The sequence below is a fragment of the Streptomyces sp. HUAS 15-9 genome (assembly GCF_025642155.1).
Classification (GTDB): domain Bacteria; phylum Actinomycetota; class Actinomycetes; order Streptomycetales; family Streptomycetaceae; genus Streptomyces.
In genome coordinates, this window is sequence record NZ_CP106798.1 from 914,259 (window position 1) to 931,213 (window position 16,955).

17 protein-coding genes and 1 pseudogene are annotated in these 16,955 nt (G+C 71.6%); 6 read left to right on the forward strand and 12 right to left on the reverse strand.

The window, feature by feature from the left end:
• Positions 1-65: 65 nt before the first annotated feature.
• Positions 66-365, forward strand: a complete 300-nt coding sequence (locus N8I87_RS04135) for a DUF1905 domain-containing protein (protein WP_263205533.1) — start codon at positions 66-68, stop codon at positions 363-365.
• Here the strand turns inward: N8I87_RS04135 and N8I87_RS04140 are convergent.
• Positions 355-1,347 carry an aldo/keto reductase gene (locus N8I87_RS04140; RefSeq protein ID WP_263205535.1) on the reverse strand — a complete coding sequence of 331 codons (993 nt, stop codon included), beginning with the start codon at positions 1,345-1,347 and terminating at the stop codon, positions 355-357. The two genes, N8I87_RS04135 and N8I87_RS04140, sit on opposite strands and share 11 nt — an antisense overlap.
• Positions 1,348-1,464: 117 nt before the next feature.
• Between N8I87_RS04140 and N8I87_RS04145 the strand changes: the two genes are divergently transcribed.
• Positions 1,465-2,379: a LysR family transcriptional regulator gene (locus N8I87_RS04145; protein WP_263205537.1), complete on the forward strand. Its 915-nt coding sequence runs from the start codon at positions 1,465-1,467 to the stop codon at positions 2,377-2,379.
• Between the two features lie 65 nt (positions 2,380-2,444).
• Positions 2,445-2,960 (forward strand): mycothiol transferase, encoded by a 516-nt coding sequence (locus N8I87_RS04150; RefSeq protein ID WP_263205539.1) that lies wholly within the window; start codon positions 2,445-2,447, stop codon positions 2,958-2,960.
• Here the strand turns inward: N8I87_RS04150 and N8I87_RS04155 are convergent.
• The 9 genes and pseudogenes from N8I87_RS04155 to N8I87_RS04195 form a co-directional block, all read right to left on the reverse strand.
• Positions 2,942-4,012, reverse strand: coding sequence for an adenosine deaminase (locus N8I87_RS04155; RefSeq protein ID WP_263205541.1), 1,071 nt, complete (start codon positions 4,010-4,012; stop codon positions 2,942-2,944). The genes N8I87_RS04150 and N8I87_RS04155 overlap by 19 nt on opposite strands.
• A gap of 83 nt (positions 4,013-4,095) precedes the next feature.
• On the reverse strand, positions 4,096-4,488 hold the full coding sequence (locus tag N8I87_RS04160) for a VOC family protein (RefSeq protein ID WP_263205543.1): 393 nt from the start codon (positions 4,486-4,488) through the stop codon (positions 4,096-4,098).
• 123 nt (positions 4,489-4,611) lie between these two features.
• Positions 4,612-5,539 (reverse strand): annotated as a pseudogene (locus tag N8I87_RS04165) (M48 family metalloprotease).
• Complete coding sequence (locus tag N8I87_RS04170) at positions 5,536-5,928, reverse strand: BlaI/MecI/CopY family transcriptional regulator (RefSeq protein ID WP_263205544.1); 393 nt, start codon at positions 5,926-5,928, stop codon at positions 5,536-5,538. Before N8I87_RS04170 ends, N8I87_RS04165 begins: the two are co-directional and overlap by 4 nt.
• Positions 5,929-6,007: 79 nt before the next feature.
• Complete coding sequence (locus N8I87_RS04175) at positions 6,008-6,925, reverse strand: oxidoreductase (RefSeq protein WP_263205546.1); 918 nt, start codon at positions 6,923-6,925, stop codon at positions 6,008-6,010.
• 63 nt (positions 6,926-6,988) lie between these two features.
• Entirely contained in the window at positions 6,989-8,353 is a 1,365-nt protein-coding gene (locus N8I87_RS04180; protein WP_263205548.1) for a PI-PLC domain-containing protein, read from the reverse strand.
• A 121-nt stretch (positions 8,354-8,474) separates the two neighbouring features.
• Positions 8,475-9,797 carry an aldehyde dehydrogenase family protein gene (locus N8I87_RS04185; protein WP_263205549.1) on the reverse strand — a complete coding sequence of 441 codons (1,323 nt, stop codon included), beginning with the start codon at positions 9,795-9,797 and terminating at the stop codon, positions 8,475-8,477.
• 138 nt (positions 9,798-9,935) lie between these two features.
• Positions 9,936-11,129: an RNA polymerase sigma factor gene (locus N8I87_RS04190; RefSeq protein ID WP_263205551.1), complete on the reverse strand. Its 1,194-nt coding sequence runs from the start codon at positions 11,127-11,129 to the stop codon at positions 9,936-9,938.
• On the reverse strand, positions 11,129-11,479 hold the full coding sequence (locus N8I87_RS04195; RefSeq protein ID WP_263205554.1) for a YciI family protein: 351 nt from the start codon (positions 11,477-11,479) through the stop codon (positions 11,129-11,131). Before N8I87_RS04195 ends, N8I87_RS04190 begins: the two co-directional genes overlap by 1 nt.
• Before the next feature lie 99 nt (positions 11,480-11,578).
• On the opposite strand from N8I87_RS04195, the gene N8I87_RS04200 reads away from it, so the two are divergent.
• Positions 11,579-12,634, forward strand: a complete 1,056-nt coding sequence (locus tag N8I87_RS04200) for an acyl-CoA dehydrogenase family protein (RefSeq protein ID WP_263205556.1) — start codon at positions 11,579-11,581, stop codon at positions 12,632-12,634.
• Between the two features lie 156 nt (positions 12,635-12,790).
• On the opposite strand, the gene N8I87_RS04205 is transcribed toward N8I87_RS04200, so the two are convergent.
• Complete coding sequence (locus N8I87_RS04205; protein ID WP_263205557.1) at positions 12,791-12,964, reverse strand: DUF8839 family protein; 174 nt, start codon at positions 12,962-12,964, stop codon at positions 12,791-12,793.
• Between the two features lie 650 nt (positions 12,965-13,614).
• Between N8I87_RS04205 and N8I87_RS04210 the strand changes: the two genes are divergently transcribed.
• Positions 13,615-14,052, forward strand: coding sequence for an SPW repeat protein (locus N8I87_RS04210; RefSeq protein WP_263205560.1), 438 nt, complete (start codon positions 13,615-13,617; stop codon positions 14,050-14,052).
• 124 nt (positions 14,053-14,176) lie between these two features.
• On the opposite strand, the gene N8I87_RS04215 is transcribed toward N8I87_RS04210, so the two are convergent.
• On the reverse strand, positions 14,177-15,631 hold the full coding sequence (locus N8I87_RS04215; protein ID WP_263205562.1) for an APC family permease: 1,455 nt from the start codon (positions 15,629-15,631) through the stop codon (positions 14,177-14,179).
• A gap of 136 nt (positions 15,632-15,767) precedes the next feature.
• Between N8I87_RS04215 and N8I87_RS04220 the strand changes: the two genes are divergently transcribed.
• On the forward strand, positions 15,768-16,949 hold the full coding sequence (locus N8I87_RS04220) for an ROK family transcriptional regulator (protein WP_263205565.1): 1,182 nt from the start codon (positions 15,768-15,770) through the stop codon (positions 16,947-16,949).
• Positions 16,950-16,955 lie beyond the last annotated feature (6 nt).

Consider the following 16,955-nt stretch of genomic DNA (forward strand, 5'->3'; position numbering starts at 1 on the left):
TTTTCCCGCTCGCGGTGGTCTCTTGAGGTGAACGGCCCGAGAAGAGCACCGCGAGGGAGGACGACATGAGCAAGGCGGGAGACGTGGACGCGCGATTCACCGCGGTCCTGCGCAAGAGCCCTGCCAACGGCGGGTGGACGTATGTCGTGTGGCCCGACTCCGTGGAGTTCTTCGACACCCGCGGACTCGTCAAGGTGCGCGGCACGATCGACGGGGAGCCGTTCCGGAGCTCCTTCATGGCCCTGGGCGACGGCACGCACAAGCTGCCGGTGAAGGCCGAGGTCCGAAAGATCATCGGCAAGGAGGAGGGCGACACGGTGACCGTGCACCTGCTGGAACGGCTCGGCGAGCGCCCTACGGCTTGACGATCGCCTCGATCCGCGCCAGTTCCTCGGCGTCGAAGTCCAGGTTGCGGATGGTGCCGACGCTGTCCTCGATCTGCCGCGGGCTGCTCGCGCCCACCAGGGCGGAGGTCACCCGTCCACCGCGCAGCACCCAGGCGAGGGCCAGCTGCGCCAGGGTCTGGCCGCGGGACTTGGCGATCTCGTCCAGCGCGCGCAGCCGGCCGACCAGGTCCTCGGTGACCGCGTCCGAGTTCAGGAAGGGGCTGTCGCTCGCGGCGCGGGAGCCCTCCGGGATGCCGTCGAGGTAGCGCCCGGTGAGCAGGCCCTGCTCCAGTGGGGAGTAGACGATGGAGCCGACCTGGAGTTCGTCCAGGTCGTCCAGCAGGCCCTCGTCCTCGGGGCGCCGGTCGAGCATCGAGTAGCGCGGCTGGTGGATGAGGAGCGGGGTGCCCAGCTCGCCGAGGATGCGCGCGGCCTCGCGGGTCTGCTCCGCCGAGTAGTTGGAGACGCCCACGTACAGTGCCTTGCCCTGCTGGACCGCCGAGTGCAGGGCGCCCATCGTCTCCTCCAGCGGAGTGTCCGGGTCGGGGCGGTGCGAGTAGAAGATGTCGACGTGGTCGAGGCCCATCCGGGTGAGGCTCTGGTCGAGCGAGGACAGCACGTACTTGCGCGAGCCCCATTCGCCGTACGGGCCGGGCCACATCAGGTACCCGGCCTTGGTCGAGATGACCAGCTCGTCGCGGTACCGCGCGAAGTCCGCCTTCAGCGCCTCGCCGAGGGCGGACTCGGCGGCGCCGGGCGGCGGGCCGTAGTTGTTGGCCAGGTCGAAGTGGGTCACGCCGAGGTCGAAGGCACGGCGCAGGATGGCGCGCTGGATCTGCACCGGGCGGTCGGGGCCGAAGTTGTGCCACAGGCCGAGCGACAGCACGGGAAGCTTCAGACCACTGCGTCCGGTGCGCCGGTAGGGCATGTCGGCGTAGCGGTCGGGGTGTGCGGTGTACAACGCGGCTCCAGAGGGGTGGGACAGGGCACAGGATCTACCTCTTCCACTCTTCCCCGGGCCGGGTACAGCGGTCCAACAGAAGAATCCGATGGAATTGTGCGGCTAGGCTTCTCAATCATGGAACTGCGCCACCTCCAGCACTTCGTCGCGGTCGCCGAGGACCAGCACTTCACCCGGGCCGCCGAGCGGCTGATGGTGTCCCAGTCGGGCTTGTCGGCGTCGATCCGGGCCCTTGAGCGGGAGCTGCGGGCGCCGCTGTTCGTGCGTACCACCCGCCGGGTGACACTGACCGAGGCCGGGCGGGCGCTCCTCGCCGAGGCCGAGCGGATCCTGGCACAGGTCCGGGCGGCGCACGAGGCGGTGGCCGCGGTGCAGGGTGTGCTGCGCGGGACGCTGGCGCTCGGCACCGAGCAGTGCATCGCCGGGGTGCATGTGGCGGGGCTGCTGGCCGCGTTCCGGCGACGGCACCCGGACGTGGAGATCAGGCTGCGGCAGGCGGGCTCGGGCGCGCTGGCCGAGGAGGTCGCGGCCGGGCGGCTCGACCTGGCCTTCGCCTACCGCACGCAGGACGACACGGACCAACTGCGTTCGGTGCCGCTGACGAGCGAGCCGATGACCGTGCTGTGCCACCCGCACCACCGCCTCGCCAGGGGTGCGGCTGCCCTCACGGCGGACGACCTCGGCGGCGAGGTCTTCGTCGACTTCCACCCGGACTGGGGCCCGCGCCGCACCACCGACACCGCCTTCACCGCGGCCGGCGTCCGCCGTACGGTGGCGCTCGAGGTCAACGACGTGCACAGCCTGCTGGACCTGGTCGACGAGAACCTCGGGATCGCCGTCGTACCCCAGCACTTCCGGCACAAGCGGACCTCTCTGCTGGCGCTTCCCCTCAAGGGCACGGGCGAGGCGGAGTACGAGACGGTCGCCCTGCTGCCGCCCGAGACGGCCACCAGCCCGGCGGCCCGCGCGCTGATCACGCTGCTCGAAACGGGGGGTCTGACGACAACCCCGGACGGGGTCCGCCCCTCCTGACCCAGGCCCCCCGCACGCACGGCGTCCGGCTGCGCGACGTGCGTGCGATGCGCGATGGTGGACGTATGCATGCAAGGGACATCCTCATCGACGGCTACGGCCGCATCCGGGAAGAAGTCCATGACACCCTCGACGGCCTCGGGCCCGACGAGCTGCACGCCCGCCCCATGCCCGACGCCAACTCCGTCGCCTGGCTCGTCTGGCATCTCACCCGGGTCCAGGACGACCATGTCGCCGACGCCTTCGACCTCGAACAGGTGTGGCTGTCACAGGGCTGGGAGAAGCGCTTCGGACTCGACCTGCCGCGCCGGGACACGGGATACGGCCACGGCGCGGCGAAGGTCGCCAAGGTACGAGTCGAGTCCGCCGAACTGCTGACCGGGTACTACGACGCCGTGCACGAGCAGACCCTTGGGGCGCTGCGCGAACTGCCCGCCAAGGATCTGGAACGCATCGTGGACGAGCGCTGGGATCCGCCGGTCAGCCTCGGCGTACGGCTGGTCAGCGTCCTGTCCGACGACCTTCAGCACATCGGACAGGCCGCCTACCTGCGGGGGCTGCTTCAGAGCGCGGCGGCGTAACCCGGCAGGACCACGTCCTCGATGAGGGCGCCTCGCTCGTCGAACGGGATGAACGCGCTCTTGAGGGCGTTCACGGTGACCGTGCGCAGGTCCTCGACCGTCCAGCCCGCCTCCTCGACCAGCAGGGACATCTCCCGGGTCATCGTCGTACCGGAGACCAGACGGTTGTCGGTGTTGAGGGTGACCCGGAAGCCGAGGTCCTTCAGGGCCGTGATGGGGTGCTCGGCGATCGAGGTGGCGCAGCCCGTCTGGAGGTTGGAGGTCGGGCACATCTCCAGGGCGATGCGGCGGTCGCGCACCCAGCCGGCGAGGCGGCCGAGCTTGCCGTCGACGATGTCCTCGGTCAGGCGCACGCCGTGGCCGATGCGCTGGGCGCCGCACACCTGGAGGGCCTGGTGGATGCTGGGCAGGCCGTGCGCCTCACCGGCGTGGATGGTGAAGGGCACGCTCTCGCGCCGCAGGTGCTCGAAGGCGTCCAGGTGGTCGGCGGGCGGGAAGCCGTCCTCGGCGCCGGCGATGTCGAAGCCGACGACACCGGCGTCACGGTAGGCGACGGCCAGGTCGGCGGCCTCGCGGACGTGGTCGAACATCCGCATGCCGCACAGCAGGGTGCCGACCCGGACGGGGGTGCCGGCGGCGGCCGCCTTGGCCATACCCGCGGCGAGGCCCTCCTGGACGGTCTCCACGACCTCGCTCAGCGACAGCCCGCCCTTGGTGTTGAGCTCGGGGGCGTAGCGCACCTCGGCGTAGACGACACCGTCGGCGGCGAGGTCCAGGACGTACTCCTCGGCGACGCGCAGCAGGCCCTCGCGGTTCTGCATGACGGCGAGGGTGTGCTCGAAAGTGGCTATGTAGCGGACCAGGTCACCGGAGTTGGCGGCCTCGAAGTACCAGGCGGCGAGCTCGTCCGGGTCGGTGGTGGGCAGCGTGTGGCCGACCGCGGCCGCGAGCTCGACAACGGTGGCGGGGCGCAGGCCGCCGTCGAGGTGGTCGTGCAGGACGGCCTTCGGGAGGCGGCGGATCACTTCGGCGTCTACGCGCGTAGCATTCATGGCGGGTCTTTCCTTGAGCGGGAGGTTCGAAGCGGCGGAGGAGTTTGCGGCGGCGGGAGGATGCCCAGCCGGCGGGAGGAAGCTCAGCCGGCGGGCTGCAGCAGGTCCCAGCGGTTTCCGTACGGGTCCTTGAAGACGGCGACGCTGCCGTACGGCTCGTGCCGCGGCTCCTCCAGGAAGGTCACGCCGGCGGCGGTCATCCGGGCGTGGTCGCGGGCGAAGTCGTCGGTGTGCAGGAAGAACCCGACGCGTCCGCCGGTCTGCTCGCCGACGCGGGCCCGCTGGTCCTCCCCCTCGGCGCGGGCGAGCAGCAGTCCGGTGCCTGACGCCCGCGTCCCCGGTTCGACGACGACCCATCGGGAGCCGTCCGGGCGCGGCGTGTCCTCGGCGAGCCGGAATCCGAGGGCCTCGGTGTAGAAACGGATCGCCTCGTCGTAGTCGTCGACGACGAGGGTGACCAGGGCGACGCGTCTCATCGGGACCTCTCGGCGGGGGTGGTTAGCGGGTGAGGTTATACGTAAAACGTCGCGGGCGCCAGTCACCTCGGGAGGTATGTGCCATGGGGCCCTCCGCCGGACGGCCGCCCGGCGGAGGCTCGCTCAGTGGCTCGCGTCGCCCTGCGCGACCTCCACCCGGTGATGGAAGTCGATCATGCCGGTGGCCGAGGAGACGCAGGAGACGGCGGTGCAGGCGGCCAGGAGGACGGCGACCGAGCGGGCGGCGCGGCGCGGGGCGGGCGGGGCGGCCAGCAGGGCCCGGACACGCCGCGGGACGGGGCCGGTGGTCGCGGCGGGGGCGAAGTCCGGACGTTCCAGGGCGGCGTCGTGGTACCAGGGCCGCACGGGCGATGGCACGGGCGGTCAGTCGCCGGTCGCCCACGGCGGTCGCCGCGGCCTCGTCGGCGGCGCGTTCGACGGCGAGCCGGATGGTGTCGCGGACCGGCCGCAGCCCGGGATGGCAGTGGGCGGCGAGCTCGGCCGCCGCGAGGAAGTAGTGGTGGCCGCCCTCGTTGTGCGCCCGCTCGTGCGCGAACAGCGCCTCCCGCTCGGCGGCGTCCAGGCTGCGCAGCATCGCGGTGGTGACGACGATGCGGTGCGGGCGTCCGGGCAGGGCGTAGGCGTCGGGGCGCGGCGAGTCGACCACGCACAGATCGCCCGCCGCCGGTCCGCGGCCGGCCGCCGAGCGGGCCGCGCGGAAGGCACGGGTCTGGTGGAGCACCGAGCGGACGAGGGTCCAGGCGCACACGGCCAGGGCTCCCACGGAGGTCGCCGCCGCCGGGACGACGAAGACGTCGGAGGCGGTGCTCAGCGGATGCACGAGCTCGCCGAGCGCGGCGAACAGCGGCAGCTTGAGCAGGCCGATGAGCACGAACGCGCCCAGCGCGGCCACCGAGCAGCCCGCGAGGACCACGGCCGAGACCGTGATCAGCCACAGCGCGGCGGCGGGCACGAGCCGGTCGAGGGCCCGCCGGGCCAGGACCGGCAGGGCGCACGGCAGCAGCAGCGGCACCAGCAGCAGGACGGTCATCGCTCTCCGGGTTCGAGCAGGTCGCGCAGGACGCGCTCGTCGTCGGCGCTGAGCTGGGCGACGAAGCGGGCGAGCACCGTCTCGCGGTCGCTGTCGCGGTCCAGTTCGGTGTGCATGCGGCGGGCAGTGAGGCCCTGGGCGTCCTGGACCGGGAAGTAGGCATAGCCACGGCCCTGACGCCGGCGGTCGACGACGCCCTTGTCGTGCAATCGGGAGAGGATCGTCGTCACCGTGGTACGCGCCAGGCCGGAGCCGAGGCTGAGCTGCACCTGGCCGGGCGTCTGGGGCGCGGCGGCGGCCCAGAGGGCGGCCATGACGCTCGCCTCGAGCTCGCCGGACGGCCGACGCTCGTCCTTCGCGTCGGTCCGTTCATCCTTCGAGTCGGCCATGGGAACGTTCCTCGCTCCGTCCTCGTCCACGATTCGGTAGATCGTCTACGTGATTGTAGTCGGTCCGTAGGGGGTGGCATCACCGCGCGTCCGCCGCCACCGTACGGCTCCGGTTCAGTCGCGCCAGTTCGGCCTCGGTGAGTCGCAGCGCGCCCGCGGCGACGTTCTCGGCCAGGTGGTCGGGGTTGCCGGTGCCGGGGATGGCGAGGACGTGCGGGCCCTGGTGCAGTGTCCAGGCGATGCGTACCTGGGCGGGGCTCGCACCGTGCTCCCTGGCGACGGCGAGCACCGCTTCGTCGTGGTGCTCCGTCGCACCGCGTGGTCCGCTGTCCCCGGCGACCGCGTAGAACGGTACGAAGGCGATGCCCCGGTCGGCGCAGACGCGCAGCATCTCGTCGTCCACGGGGTCGGGCCGGTCGAGCGCGTACCGGTTCTGGACGCACACCACCGGCGCGATCGCCAGCGCCTCGGCCAGGTGGTGCGGGCCGACTCCGGAGATGCCGAGGTGCCGGATCAGACCCGCCTCGCGCAGTTCGGCGAGGGCGCCGAAGTGCTCGGCGATGGAGTCCTGGCGAGCCGTCCGGCGGAAGTTGACCACATCCAGGTGGTCGCGCCCCAGCTGACGCAGGTTCTCCTCGACGTGTCCGCGCAGTTGGTCGGGCCGGGCCGGGGTGGCCCACTCCCCCTGGTGGTCGCGGCAGGGGCCGACCTTGGTGACGATGACCAGGTCGTCGGGGTACGGGGCGAGCGCGCTGTTGATGAGTTCGTTGGCCGAGCGCAGGGACGAGAAGTAGAAGGCGGCCGTGTCGATGTGGTCGACGCCGAGCTCGACGGCCCTGCGCAGCACGGCGATGGACCGTTCACGGTCGCTGGGCGTGCCCAGATGGAAGGCCGCGCTGCCCGTCAGCCGCATGGCGCCGAAGCCGACGCGGTTGACGGGCAGGTCTTGGAGGGTCCAGGTGCCCGCGGCGTCCGCGGTGATCGTTCGGGAGGTCATCGGCGGAGTCTCGCACAGGCACCGGGCCCCGCCGCGAGCGGTTTTACGAATGCGCGAGCGGTCCTACGGATAGGTGTAGGTGTTCAGGGCCGCGACGGCCGACGCAGGGTCGCCGAGGTCATAGCGGTCCACGGCAAGGAAGTTGGGCTTCTTGCGGGCCGCGGGCTCGCAGAACCGCCGGGCGCGGTCGGCGAGTTTGGTGTTGTCCGTACCGGCGGTGGAGGCGATGGTGGCGTCACGGAAGTGGTTCATGACGAACAGCGGCCTGAAGCCCGTCTCGGTGCGGGTCAGCGGGATGTCGGTGCCCGCGTCGTACCAGCGGCTGTAGCAGGACCAGTCCGAGGAGCCCAGGCCCGATCCCATGGACCAGTAGTTCTCGACGGTCCACTCCCGCTGGTACATCACGCCGAAGCTGTCCCGGGTCAGCCCCGCGGACTCGTCGGCGGAGCGGCTGTGGTCGGTGAAGATCAGCAACCGTTGGTTCGCGGCGACGAGGTCGGCGAGCCGGGGCCAGCCGTTTTGCCGCACGCCCGTCCGGTCGGGGCGGTAGAGCACGTCCGACAGGCCGCTGACGCGGGCGAGTTCGGAGCGCAGGACGCCGGGATCGACGTAGTCCTCCAAGAAGACGGTGATGAACTGGTCGGGGTTGGCCTTGAGGAAGTTCACCATCCGCTGAACGTCCACCCACAGCGCGACCGGCCTGCTGACCAGCGTGCAGCTGTTGTGGCACAGGATCGCGCCGTCCGGGGTCTGATGGATGTCCAGCATGAATCCGCGGACGCCGTCGGCGAGTTGCCGGTCGATGCCGCGGGCCTGGTTGGGGAAGAAGTTCACGAACGGCGGGGCGAAGCCGCCGTCGACTCCGTTGGCGTAGGCGTTGTGCGCGGTGAGGAACGTGACCTGGTCGAGGGTGCGCCGGTCCTGCGGCGGCATGGGGCCGGTGGCGGGGGTGACCGGGGTGAGGTACCAGACGGCGAGGGTACCGGAGGCTCCGATGGCCAGCTGGTCCGGGTAGTTGGCGCCGGAGGGCTGGGGCGCCACGGTCAGATGGCGGTCGGTGCCCGGCGCCTTGAGCGTGTAGCGGTCGGCGCCGGCCGTGCCGATCTCCCAGGCCGCGTCGGCGCTCGCGCAGGACACGGTCCGGGCCTGGTCGCCGGAGCGGCCGAGGCAGCTGCCGGCCGTGTCGGTGCTCTCCAGGACGTACGAGGATCCGCTCGTCCTGAGATTCCACTGCTGGTGGTCCTCGTTGCCCTTGGGTCTGTGCTGTTCCACCGCTCCCCCGTTGTCCGCGGCGTCGAGGCCGGTCACGGCGCTCTGGACGTAGTAGGCGCCGGAGGCCGGGACCGCGGTGGCGGCATGGGAGGAGGGTGCCACGACGACGGCGGCCAGCACGGCGGTCGTGGCGATCAGGGCGTGGGGGGTGCGCATGCGGGTGCCTTTCCTGGAAGGAGGCAGTCAGGTGCATGACACCATGCCCTGTGAAGGGGCGTCAGGAGTAGGGGTCGGGCCCGGCCGCTCGAACGGCCGGGCCCCGAAGCGCTGACGGGGGTCAGCTCAGCGGCTTCTCCAGCACCGCCTTGCGGTGGCTGAACGTCTCGATCGAGTAGCGGCCGTGGTAGCTGCCCATGCCGCTCTCGCCGACACCGCCGAACGGCAGGTCGGAGACGGTGAGATGAGCGAGCGGGAGGCCGTATCCGAGGCCCCCGGAGGAGGTCTCGGCGGCGATCCGCGCCCGTGTGCCGTCGGACTCGGTGAAGACGTACAGCGCGAGGGGCTTGCCGCGGTCGTTGATGAAGCCGATCGCCTCGTCGAGGTCGGCCACGGTGACGATCGGCAGGATCGGGCCGAAGATCTCCTCCTGCATGACGGACGACTTCGGGTCGACATCGGCCAGCACGGTCGGCGCGAGGTACCTGGTCGCGCGGTCGCTGCCGCCGCCGAGCACCACGCGGCCCGAGCCGAGGAGTCGGCCGAGCCGGTCGAAGTGGCGCTCGTTGACGATCCGGCCGTATTCGGCCGAGGCCGCCGGGTCCGCGCCGTACAGCGCCTCGACGGAGCGTACGAGCGCGCGCTCCAGGGCGGCGGCGGTGTCCGGGTCGGTCAGGACATAGTCCGGGGCCACGCAGGTCTGGCCGGCGTTGAGGAACTTGCCGCGCGCCAGCCGGTCCGCGACCACCTCGATGTCGGCGTCGCGGTCGACGAACACCGGGGACTTGCCGCCGAGTTCGAGGGTGACCGGGGTGAGGTGCTCGGCGGCGGCGCGCATCACGACGCGGCCGACCGTGCCGTTGCCGGTGTAGAAGATGTGGTCGAAGCGCTCGGCCAGCAGGGCGGTGGTCTCGGGCACACCGCCCTCGACCACCGTGACCGCCTCGGTGTCGAGGTACTCGGGGATCAGCTCGGCCAGCGCGGCCGAGGTGGCCGGGGCCAGTTCGCTCGGCTTGGCCACCACCGCGTTTCCGGCCGCCAGCGCGCCGACCATCGGGGCGAGCAGGAGCTGGGCCGGGTAGTTCCAGGGGGCGATGACGAGGACGACGCCGAGGGGGTCGTACTGCGTCCAGGCCCGCGCGTCGTCGCCGAGGTGCGCGGGGGCGGGTGCGGACTCGGGGCGCAGCCACTCGGTGAGGTGCCCCAGGGTGTGGTCGATCTCGCGGACGGTGAAGTCGATCTCGGTGCGGTAGGCCTCGGTGGAGCTCTTGCCCAGGTCCGTATGGAGCGCGGCGGCCAGTTCGGGGCCCTTCTCCGTGAGCATCTCGCGCAGGCGGTGCAGCTGACCCGTGCGCCACTCGACGGGCTTGGTACGGCCGGTACGGAAGGTGGCGCGCAGCCGGGCCACGATGTCGGCGGGCTGCTCAGGGATGGAGTGGTTCACGATGCCTCGCTGGTGTGCTCGGGTCTTGCGGCCCGAGAGTACGGTCTCGATCAGTCAGATGTAAATAGCAACCTTTCAGTGACCGAAATACATTCCCGGGCCGTGGACGTCAGGCGGAACCCGTACCGCGAGCGGCGCTCAGCGCGTGAGTTCCCGCCGGCGGCGTTCGAGGTGGGCGCGTTCAGCGGGGCTCTCGGTGAGCGCGACGGCGGCCTCGTACTCCCGTACCGCCTCGGTGTGGCGGCCGAGGCGGCGCAGCAGGTCGGCGCGGACGGCGTGGAGCACGTGGTACGAGTCCAGGTCCAGCGCGTCCACCAGGTCGAGGGCGGTGCGCGGGCCCTCGACCTCGGCCACCGCGACCGCCCGGTTCAGAGCGACCACCGGGCTCGGCGCGAGGGCCGTCAACTGGTCGTACAGACGCAGGACCTGCCCCCAGTCGGTGGCCCCGGCCGTCGGCGCGTCGCTGTGCACGGCGTTGATCGCGGCCTGGATCTGGTACGGGCCCGGCCGATTGCGGCGCAGGCAGCGACGGACGAGGTCCTGGCCCTCCGCGATCAGGTCGCGGTCCCACCGGGCCCGGTCCTGCTCGGGCAGCGGCACCAGCGCACCCTGCTCGTCCCGCCGGGCGGGCCGGCGTGCCTCGATCAGCAGCATCAGCGCGAGGAGCCCGATGACCTCGGGCTCGTCCGGCATGAGCTCGGCGAGCAGCCGGCCGAGGCGTACGGCTTCGGCGCACAGGCCGGAATCGCCCGTATAGCCCTCGTTGAAGATCAGGTACACAACGGCCAGCACACCGCTGAGCCGGTCGGGGAGGTCGGCGTCACGGGGCACCCGGTACGGGATGCCCGCGTCACGGATCTTGGCCTTGGCCCGCACGATGCGCTGGGCCAGGGTGGGCTCGGGCACCAGGAAGGCGCGGGCGATCTGCGCGGTGCCGAGTCCGCCGAGCAGCCGCAGGGTGAGCGCGACGCGTGCCTGGAGGGCGAGCGCGGGATGACAGCAGGTGAAGATCAGCCGGAGCCGGTCGTCGCGCACGGGGCCCTCCTCGGCCGGTGTGTCGGGCGCGTTCAGCCGGGCGGCCTCGGCCTGCCGGGCGTCCCGGGAGGACTCACGGCGCAGACGGTCGATCGCGCTGTTGCGCGCGGTGGTGATGATCCAGCCGGCCGGGCTGGGCGGCACCCCGGTCTGCGGCCACTTCCGGACAGCCGTGGTGAAGGCGTCCTGGACCGCTTCCTCGGCGAGGTCGATGTCGCCGAGGAAGCGGACGAGGACGGAGACCGCGCGCCCGTACTCGGCGCGGAAGACGGCCTCGACGTCGGTGGCGTCGGGCATCAGTGCTGGTCGACGAAGGGCCGTACCTCGATGGGGAGGGTGGTGGCCAGTGCGGCCTTCCTGCCCCATTCCAGGGCCTCGTCCAGGTCGGCGGCCCTGATCAGGCACAGGCCGCCCAGATACTCCTTGCCCTCGGCGTACGGCCCGTCGGTGATCAGCACGTCGCCGTCCTTGGGACGCAGCACGGTGGCCGTCTCCGGGCCGTGCAGCCCGCCCGCGAACACCCAGGCTCCGGCGTCGCGCAGCTCCTGGTTGAACGCCTCCACGTCGCGCATGATCGCGGCGAGCTCGTCGGGGGCGGGAGGCGTGCCGCCGGCCGGCTGGACCACGCTGAGCAGGTAGTGCTTCATGACGTCCTCCTTGGCGTCGTGGGGTATCTGTCACCTCCTACACGAATGACAGTCACCCGGATCGACACCTCGTCCCACCCCTTCGGGAGAATCTTTTCCATGACCACTGCAGTACATCCACTCGTCGCCGGTGCCCGTCGGCTCGCGGACGATCTGCTCGCCCCACGTGCCGAGCACGTCGACCGGGAGGGCGTACCCGAGAGCCACATCGAGGCGGTCAGACGCTGCGGGCTGCTCGGGGTGAGCGCGCCTCGCGAGTACGGCGGAGCGGGCGCCCCCGACGCGGTGGCCCGGGAGGTCGCGGAGATCCTGGCCGGGGCCTGCTGCTCCACCTGGTTCGTGCAGACGCAGCACCACACACCGGTGAAGCTGCTCACGAGGTCCGAACTCCCCGTGCGGGAGCGGCTGTTGCGTCCGCTGGCGACGGGCGCGCGACTGGCCGGGATCGCCTACGCCCACGTCCGGTCCTTCCCCCGGGTTCCCGTGCGCGCCACGGCCGAGCGGGGCGGCTGGCGCTTCGACGGCACCGTGCCGTGGTACACGGGCTGGGGTCTGAACGACGTGATGCTCGTCGCCGGCGTCTCCGCGCGGGACGATGTGGTGTTCGCGTTCGCCGACGCGCGCGAGCAGGTCGGGCTGCGCCCCTCGCCACCGATGCGGCTCGCGGCGCTGGCCGCGGCGCGGACGGTGTCGCTCGAACTGGACGGCCTGTGGCTGCCCGAGGAGTCCGTGGTGCTGCGCACCCCGAGGGAGAAGTTCGCCCTGATCGACATCCCGCGCAGCACCAACGCCTCCCCCGCCGTCTTCGGGGTGGCGTATGCCGCGCTGCGCGTGCTGGAGAGCGCCGCGGACGGCGCCGAGACGGCCGCCGCGCTGCGGACCCGCCTCGACGAGGTGCGGCGCCAGGCATACGCACTGGCCGACCACCCCGTGCCGTACGAGCACATCGAGGAACGCCTGGCACTCAAGACCCGGGCGTACGACCTCATGCGCACGGCCACCACGGCGGCGGTCGTGGCCGGCGGCGGCCGTGCCATGACCCTGTCCAGCCCCGCCCAGCGACTGGCCCGCGAGGGCATGTTCCTGCTGGTACAGGGGCAGACGGCGAAGGTACGCAGGGCTCATCTCGACGCACTGGCGTGCCAGGACACGTGAGCCTGAGCGGACGTTGCCCCGCCGCGCTGGTGTCCCGCGCCAGTAGTTCGTCGGCGGCTCCATCACGCCCTGGCGGCCAGGGTTCCGGACGCCGGCAGGGCGTGTTGGCCCTTCGCGCCCCAGCCGGAACCACCTGGGAACTTCCCGCGCGGGACACTAGGCCGCCTCCTCCTCACAGGTGGGCACCACCACGAGGAACGCGTCGGACTTCAGGTCCATGATCACGGTCGCGGGCTCGCCCTCGGCACGGCACGCGGCCGCGTACTCCTCCGCCGGCCACGATCCACGCGGAGCCCCGGCGGGAAAACGCTTCAACACCTTCGCGCCCATAGCGGCGGTTCACCTCCGGCCTCGACCAGCGACGGACCCCTGCGCCGCCCCTCCCCTTCACCTGCCCCGGATCGCTGCGGACATGTCATTACGCCGACCAGGTCACCATCGAGACCGCTCCAGGCCGACGCCCGCATCCGCGCTCACCTGCCCTGCCCCGATCATCGCCCCGCCCGACGGGCCGACCCACGGCCCCGGGCCACCCAGCACCACCACCGGCCGGGCCGAGTTCGCTCAGCCCGGCGTTGAGTGCCACCAGCGGCACGGGTGCTGCTCGCCGGGTACGCGGGTCTGGAACACCGGCCCGACGGCCGCGGCGACCCGCCCGCACCGGCCCGCCGGGCGGTCTTCCGGACGAGGCCCGATTCCGACTGACGGTATGCAGGGCCGGCGCCATCACCTCCTGCCAGGCGACGGTGAGACCGCGCTCGGCCACGGCGAAGGAAAGCTGCGCCCCACCGCGACCCTGGCCCCCCTCGCGCAGTGCCCTCGGTGCGGCGGCGTGCCGGCCGGATTGCCACGAGCCGTAGCTACCGTCGAGGCCGTCCCACCCCTACATATAAGGGCGGAATAAGCGCAGAATGTACCTACGCGGCGCGTACCGCACCGCACCAGACGCGGTCAGGCCTGCAAGTCAAAGGAGACGAGTCATGGCCAACGTCTCGCACAGAGGTGACATAACCAGCCACCCCGATGTCAACGAAATGCGGGCACGCTACGCCCGTATGCTCGGTGGCCGGGATGTGGCGCTGGTCGACGGACCGGTGTTCCTGCTCGGTCTGTACTGCGCGGCATCCCCGTGGATCCTCCACTACACGGCGAGCCAGCCCGCACTCGCCACCCACAATCTGATCGTGGGCATCGCGATAGGCCTGCTCGCCCTCGGATTCACCTCGGCCCCGGAGCGCATGTACGGCCTGAGCTGGGCCATGTGCGCCCTGGGCGTGTGGATGATCATCGCGCCCTGGATCGTCGGCAGCAGCCCGGACACCGGCGTCGTGCTCAACAACATCATCATCGGCGCCCTGGCCATCATCCTGGGACTGATGTGCGCCGGTACGGCGGCGAAGAGCGCGCCCATGCCGTAGCGCACCCGAAACCACGAAGAGAACGCAGAGGAAAGGAACAAGGAGATCGAGGCCGGTCCGCACAGGCGGACCGGCCTCCGGCTGCCGGGGCGGTGACTCGAGCGCACCGCACGACGGCCGGCCGTCAGGTACCGGCGGGCTCCGTGTCCTGCGCCTGCGGGGCGGCGTACTCCTCGCAGACCTCCTTCTCCCCGAACGGCCACACCTTCTCCAGCCGCGCCCAGATCAGGAAGGCCACGCAGCCGAGGGCGACCCAGGCCAGGGACCACTCGATGGGGTGGCGCCCCGGGGAGTTCTTGTCGGCGTAGCCGTAGATCACGCACCAGCCGACGAAGGCGACGACGCTGGGCAGGGGGTAGAGCCACATGCGGTAGGGGCGTGGCATCGTCGGCCGGCGCCTGCGCAGCACCGTCAGGGCGACGATCTGGGCCAGCGCCTGGACGAGGACCATCACCGTGGTGAGGAGCTGGATCAGCGTGGCCAGATCCGTGTGCCGGCCGATCAGGAAGCCGATCGCGGTGATCACGCCCATCGTCGCCAGGCCGAGCATCGGGAAGCGGTGCTTGGGGTGCAGCTTCGCGTACGGCCGGAAGAAGACGCGGTCGCGTGCGGCGTCGTAGGGCACCCGCGAGCCGCCGAGCAGGCCGGTGAAGACCGAGGCGAACGCCGTGATCAGGATCAGGACGGTCACCGTGTCGGCGGCCCCCTTGCCCCAGGTCTTCTCCAGTACGGCCGAGGCCACCGAGGTGGAGGCGATGTCGCCGGGGTCGCTCATCCGGTGCCAGTCGATGACACCGAGCGTGCCGATCTGCAGGAGCAGATAGATCGCCATGATGCCGAGGATCGAGAAGAGGATGGAGCGCGGCAGGGTACGGCCCGGGTCCTTGATCTCGGCGCCCATGTACGCGGTCGTGTTGTAGCCGAGGTAGTCGTAGATGCCGATGGTCAGGCCCGCGGCGAAGCCGAGCCAGAAGTGGTTCGAGGTCAGGTCGAGGGCGTGCGCCGGGTACGTGAAGGCCAGGTGGGGGCTGAAGTCGGTGGCCGCGGCGACGATCACCAGGAGCACCGAGGCGATCATCACGGTCCACATCACGGCGGTGATGCGGGCGATGTGCTCGATGCCGCGCCAGAGCAGGATCACGACCAGGGCGATGATGCCGAGACCGATCAGATCGCCCGACGTCCTGCCGAGGTCGGGGGCGAGATAGCCGAGGTACTGGACGAAGCCGACCACACCCGTGGACATGATCAGCGGGATGAAGAGCATCGCCGTCCAGACGAACAGGAACGGCATCAGCCGGCCCGTGCGGTACTGGAAGGCCTGGCGCAGATAGACGTAACTGCCGCCGGAGCCGGGCATCGCCGCGCCCAGCTCGGCCCAGACCAGCCCGTCGCAGAGCGCCAGCACCGCGCCCGCCACGAAACCGATCACCGCCTGGGGGCCGCCGAATGCGGCGACCATCAGCGGGATCGTCACGAACGGACCGATCCCGCACATCTGGCTCATGTTGATGGCGGTGGCCTGGAACAGGCCTACGCGACGGACGAATCCACCCGTGGGTGGCGGACTACCGGACATGGGGACTCCTGACGCGGCGGACGGAGAGGCTCGCCCGGCGGGGCTGGAGCCGATCCGGCGGGGCTGATGGCCGATAAAGTTAAGGAGCCTTACTAGATGCGTCAAGTATGCGTGAGGAATGCGTGAGAATGGTGCGATGCCCGCCAGCGACGTCATAGAGCAGCACGAACAGCCCTGGAGCCGCCGGCGGCTGCGCAGCACCAACGAGCGGCTGCTCCTCGACCGGCTGCGCGCCCTCGGTTCCGCCTCGCGCGCCCAGCTGGCGCGCGAGACCGGGCTGTCCAAGCCGACCGTGTCCAGTGCGCTCGCCTCGCTGGAGTCCGCCGGACTCGTCCACGAGGTCGGCACCCACGCCCCCGAGCGCGGCCGGATCGCGGTCCTTTACGCCCCCGACCCGGCCGCCGGTCATGCGCTCGGCGTGGACATCGGCCGCAGCTGGCTGCGGGTCGCGGTCGCCGACCTGGACGGCACGGTGGTGGCCCGGTCCGACGTGCGCAACCGCGCCCGCGGCTCGGGCGCCCTGGCCGACCTGGTCGTCTCCACGGCCCGCCAGGTCGTGGCCAACTCCGGTGTGGACCCGGCCGAGGTGGTGCACGGCGTGGTGGGCACGCCCGGTGTGTACGACGAGAAGACGCGGCGGGTGCGGTACGCGATGCATCTGCCGGGGTGGGGCCGCGCCGGACTGCTCGACCGGCTGCGCGACGAGCTGGGCGTACCGCTGGAGGTGCACAACGACGCCAACCTGGCGGCGCTCGGCGAGTACACGTACGGGGTCGGCGCGGGCAGCCGGCTGTTCGCATACATCCTGATCGGCACCGGCCTCGGCATGGGAGTCGTCAGCGAGGGACGGCTGTTCACCGGGGCGCACGGGCTGGCCGGGGAGATCGGGTTCCTGCCCTGGCCCGGGCAGCAGAAGCCGGAGCGGCTGGAGGACGCGGTGTCGGGGGTGGCCGTCGTCGAGGCGGCGCGCCGGTTCGGGATGAGCGGGCAGCTGACCGCCAAGGCCGTGTTCGACGCGGCCCGGCACGGCAACAGCGCCGCGGTCAGGGCGGTTCAGCTGGAAGGCGAGCGGATAGCGCACACGGTGGCCGCCGCGGCGGCCGTGCTCGATCCGGATCTGGTGGTGCTCGGAGGCGGGGTGGGGCACAGCGTGGACCTGCTGCTGCGACCGGTCCGGGAGCATCTGCGCACGCTCACCCCACTGCGCCCGAAGATCGCGCCGAGCCGACTGGGTGAGGACGCGGTGCTCCTCGGCGCGGTGGCGACGGCTCTGGGGACGGCCCGGGAGATGGTGTTCGAGCGCAGGTCGGCCGGGTGACGACCA

What these genes read in the sequence shown, in the direction of transcription:
- N8I87_RS04135 (WP_263205533.1), top strand. Translation starts at nt 66, where the DNA reads ATGAGCAAGGCGGGAGACGTGGACGCGCGATTCACCGCGGTCCTGCGC.
- N8I87_RS04145 (WP_263205537.1), top strand. Translation starts at nt 1,465, where the DNA reads ATGGAACTGCGCCACCTCCAGCACTTCGTCGCGGTCGCCGAGGACCAG.
- N8I87_RS04150 (WP_263205539.1), top strand. Translation starts at nt 2,445, where the DNA reads ATGCATGCAAGGGACATCCTCATCGACGGCTACGGCCGCATCCGGGAA.
- N8I87_RS04155 (WP_263205541.1), bottom strand. Translation starts at nt 4,012, where the DNA reads ATGAATGCTACGCGCGTAGACGCCGAAGTGATCCGCCGCCTCCCGAAG.
- N8I87_RS04160 (WP_263205543.1), bottom strand. Translation starts at nt 4,488, where the DNA reads ATGAGACGCGTCGCCCTGGTCACCCTCGTCGTCGACGACTACGACGAG.
- N8I87_RS04170 (WP_263205544.1), bottom strand. Translation starts at nt 5,928, where the DNA reads ATGGCCGACTCGAAGGATGAACGGACCGACGCGAAGGACGAGCGTCGG.
- N8I87_RS04175 (WP_263205546.1), bottom strand. Translation starts at nt 6,925, where the DNA reads ATGACCTCCCGAACGATCACCGCGGACGCCGCGGGCACCTGGACCCTC.
- N8I87_RS04180 (WP_263205548.1), bottom strand. Translation starts at nt 8,353, where the DNA reads ATGCGCACCCCCCACGCCCTGATCGCCACGACCGCCGTGCTGGCCGCC.
- N8I87_RS04190 (WP_263205551.1), bottom strand. Translation starts at nt 11,129, where the DNA reads ATGCCCGACGCCACCGACGTCGAGGCCGTCTTCCGCGCCGAGTACGGG.
- N8I87_RS04195 (WP_263205554.1), bottom strand. Translation starts at nt 11,479, where the DNA reads ATGAAGCACTACCTGCTCAGCGTGGTCCAGCCGGCCGGCGGCACGCCT.
- N8I87_RS04200 (WP_263205556.1), top strand. Translation starts at nt 11,579, where the DNA reads ATGACCACTGCAGTACATCCACTCGTCGCCGGTGCCCGTCGGCTCGCG.
- N8I87_RS04205 (WP_263205557.1), bottom strand. Translation starts at nt 12,964, where the DNA reads ATGGGCGCGAAGGTGTTGAAGCGTTTTCCCGCCGGGGCTCCGCGTGGA.
- N8I87_RS04210 (WP_263205560.1), top strand. Translation starts at nt 13,615, where the DNA reads ATGGCCAACGTCTCGCACAGAGGTGACATAACCAGCCACCCCGATGTC.
- N8I87_RS04215 (WP_263205562.1), bottom strand. Translation starts at nt 15,631, where the DNA reads ATGTCCGGTAGTCCGCCACCCACGGGTGGATTCGTCCGTCGCGTAGGC.
- N8I87_RS04220 (WP_263205565.1), top strand. Translation starts at nt 15,768, where the DNA reads ATGCCCGCCAGCGACGTCATAGAGCAGCACGAACAGCCCTGGAGCCGC.